The following is a 3233-nucleotide window of genomic DNA, read 5'->3' on the forward strand; positions in this document are numbered from 1 at the left end:
CATGAATCGACTCTTTAATGTCGAGGTAATTTACACGTAATTTCAGGAAGCGGCGGGGTGAAATTCGCCCGATTGAATTTTTTGCAACAACCCCAAGGTGACACTAGATTGCCTGAAACCTAAAACTTTGCAACGGAGCCGTAAATACTGCCATATAAAAACATAACGTTAGATATTTCAAATAAGGCATAATTAAATTTCATTGTGTCTTTAATGTAAAACAAAGGAGATAAAAGTGCTTAAATACTTCAAAATGTTTATTGGAATTATGCATATATACATAATTTCATATAACGTGCAGGCAAATCCGCCAACCACTCCTCCAGAATCATTATTTAGAATTGATTCTAGAACATCCCACGCTATTTTTCAGACTGGTTTTATTTCTCATGGAGATAATTTTAATTTTTACCAACATACTTATGGTCAATCAAATATTGTTTCATCATTAGATGGACGTCCACCCAATGATGGATGGATTTCATCAAGTCTATCTGAAGAGCGTTCAATCAGTTATTTGAGAGATAGGATAGAGTCTGGAATGTTCCAACCTGGAACTTATTGGCTATATGAGTTCACTCCTCCTTCTGGAAGTTATTCATTTGAAATTACAGTCGAGGAGGCATTAGCACGATACCATCGAGGTGAGCAAAATTTCAACAATGCAGAACTAGAAGCCTTAAACACATTCTCAACTTATTTTAATATGGGAGAGTGGCTAGTTAGGAGTCATATCCCAAGCAATTATATATCTAGTGCAATTCCAATTACAATTGATGAAGATGGTGATATCGTATATGGTGAAACGGAAATTAATGCTGCATTCGATTCTGGTATTCCTAGCTTCGCAACATTAGACCCATTAATGGAGTTAGGGAGGATTTATGATGAAACTAGCGATAACTCAATTGCTGGGGTCGCTAATTTCGGTGACTCTACACCTGCATCTTTTATGCTGTGTGACATAAATAGCTCACGACGAATTAATAATACTGGTAATTGTAGTGCAATTAAAAAACCACCTCATATTGTCACTCGCCATCAGGCTGATACATTATTGAATAATGTATCAGCAAGAAATTCCGATTTAAAAATTAATTATTATGGCAGGCAATATTGCTTAAAGCCAAATTCTTATTTTTATGTTGATTATTGTGAATATACTCCTATGGGACGTTTTACTTCAGAAGGACAAATTCAATTTAATGATGAAAACAGTAATAATATTGCTTGGTGTGTAACTATGCCATCAAATGTAGAATCATCTAATTTCACATGGGATTATCTAAGAATAGATCTTTGCGATATAAATAATGATTATCAAAAGTTCAAACTAGACCCTAATTCTTTTGAGCTAACAAGTGTAATTTCAGGGGTGAAAGTTCAAATATGGGAATGGTATTTGATAGCCGCAAAACCAGGATATTATGGATACGATTTTTCTTTTAAGAAACAAGGTAATATTAAATTTGGAACGACACCTTATTTTCGTCAAGAGGAAATAAATATAAATTATCAAAAAGATGGGCAGGTTTGGTATCCAAAATCGAATGATTCTGGAACAATAGATAGCACAAATAATAGCCAAAGAAACTTTCACGACACAGGCTCCGACCAAATTAAACAAAAATTCGGAGATTCAATATTATGTCTACAAGAAGATAGTATAAAAGGGCCCGGGATTAATTCGGTGTCTTGGAGTGAATGTTCAAAAACATCAACCTCTCAAAAGTGGTTTTTTGAAAAAAACAAAGATGGAAGTAATATAATAACAAATGCAAACAATAATATCCTAGTCACCTGGAATGGAGCTTGGTTAACCACTTCATCTAAAATCAAAAACCCAAAATTCATTTATAATTTTTTTACTAAATCAGACAACCCAGTGGTTGTTATTTATGAAGATAAAAATCAACAAGGACATGAGCTTAATGTAAGTAAAGATATACCTTCTTTATTTACATATAAATTTAATGACAAAATGTCTTCATGGTTCATTCCACATGGTTGGAAAATCCGTTTCTATGAAGATGTAAATTACCGAGGAAGATACTATACCCGCGGGGCCGGTCAAAATAATGCAGACGGTTTTTATAAGAAAATCAGCTCCATAAAAATTTTAAAAAAACAGGGATAAATAATTATTCATAAGCACATCATGGGTACAGCTTAGTCTGCGCCCATGTTTTTGTGTAATCAATTACGGATCCTGTGGAAGAACCCCAAAATCTGTAAATTTTGGTATTTAATCAGGTGGCAGATTGGAATATATGGCTTTTAATGCTCGATAGATCGCGGCTTCACCTAGCTGAAACTCTTTGGCTAGCAGCCCAATAGTTACTGGTTTTAAACAAATACAATAGTTCTTCGTTAGTTACTCGATGGATTTCCACTAACGTATTCCCATTATGTTGGATGGTACATATTTTTATCACTTGCCAATCGTCCCATTCCTCACGAACGTATACGCAAATCCGAAGGATTGAAACGATTATCACCGTCAAACTGATTAATTTTACCGCTTCTCAAAACGGTAATTTGAACCGTCTCCGAGTCTTCGCTTCTATCAAAAATGACGGTGGCGAATTACTGGCTGGAATATTCCGCAAAATAAATGTCATTGTAGTGTATCTCTTTCAAAAGACTCTTCATTTGGTGCCCTTACTTGATAAGTTGGTAATCTTTCACAAGGCAATCCAATGGGATATGAAGCCCTTCGTTCAGCTTGCGTATCATGTTGATAGTCAGACGGCGTTGACGTTTCAGCACCTCGGTAACACGACTGCGCGTACCCAAAAACTTCACCATGTCTTCCGGCTCTAAGCCCTGTTGCTCCATCCGAAACTTGATGGCCTCAATAGGATCGGGCGCATCAATTGGGTAGTGTTCTTCTTCAAAGGCATGAACCAGTGTCGCCAACACTTCCAGTTCATCCCCTTCTGGGCTGCTAGGTTCAGCGTCCCAAAGCTGCTCGATACGCGCCAAGGCCGCTTCGTTGTCTTCAACGGTTTTGATTGGCTTAATGTGCATGATCAATCCTCTAGATGGTTGCCGCATCAACTTTATCGTACTGCGCATGAGTCCCAACGAACCGTATATACGCCGTCGAAAATTTGTAGTTCACCGCCACGATGAGTCGATACTTATTGCCGTGAATGTTGAATACAACTCGGTGGCTCCGTTGCAAAGTTAGTAGAAGGCCGCTGAGACCCTAGGTTATCCTGAGTTAAAAA

At 37.1% G+C, this 3233-nt stretch carries 3 protein-coding genes; 1 reads left to right on the forward strand and 2 read right to left on the reverse strand.

Annotation, left to right across the window (positions count from 1 at the left end):
• Nucleotides 1-235 precede the first annotated feature (235 nt).
• Nucleotides 236-2137, forward strand: a complete 1902-nt coding sequence (locus B5D35_RS23180) for a beta/gamma crystallin-related protein (protein WP_078754761.1) — start codon at nt 236-238, stop codon at nt 2135-2137.
• Nucleotides 2138-2661: 524 nt separating this feature from the next.
• Here the strand turns inward: B5D35_RS23180 and B5D35_RS23190 are convergent.
• Nucleotides 2662-3030, reverse strand: a complete 369-nt coding sequence (locus tag B5D35_RS23190; protein ID WP_078754762.1) for a helix-turn-helix domain-containing protein — start codon at nt 3028-3030, stop codon at nt 2662-2664.
• A gap of 10 nt (nt 3031-3040) precedes the next feature.
• Nucleotides 3041-3187 (reverse strand): type II toxin-antitoxin system HigB family toxin, encoded by a 147-nt coding sequence (locus tag B5D35_RS25360; protein ID WP_078754763.1) that lies wholly within the window; start codon nt 3185-3187, stop codon nt 3041-3043.
• Nucleotides 3188-3233 lie beyond the last annotated feature (46 nt).

The sequence above is a fragment of the Enterovibrio nigricans DSM 22720 genome (assembly GCF_900167155.1).
Lineage (GTDB): Bacteria > Pseudomonadota > Gammaproteobacteria > Enterobacterales > Vibrionaceae > Enterovibrio > Enterovibrio nigricans.

Excerpts from the sequence above, each read along its gene's own strand:
- B5D35_RS23190 (WP_078754762.1), bottom strand. The coding sequence starts at position 3,030 with ATGCACATTAAGCCAATCAAAACCGTTGAAGACAACGAAGCGGCCTTG.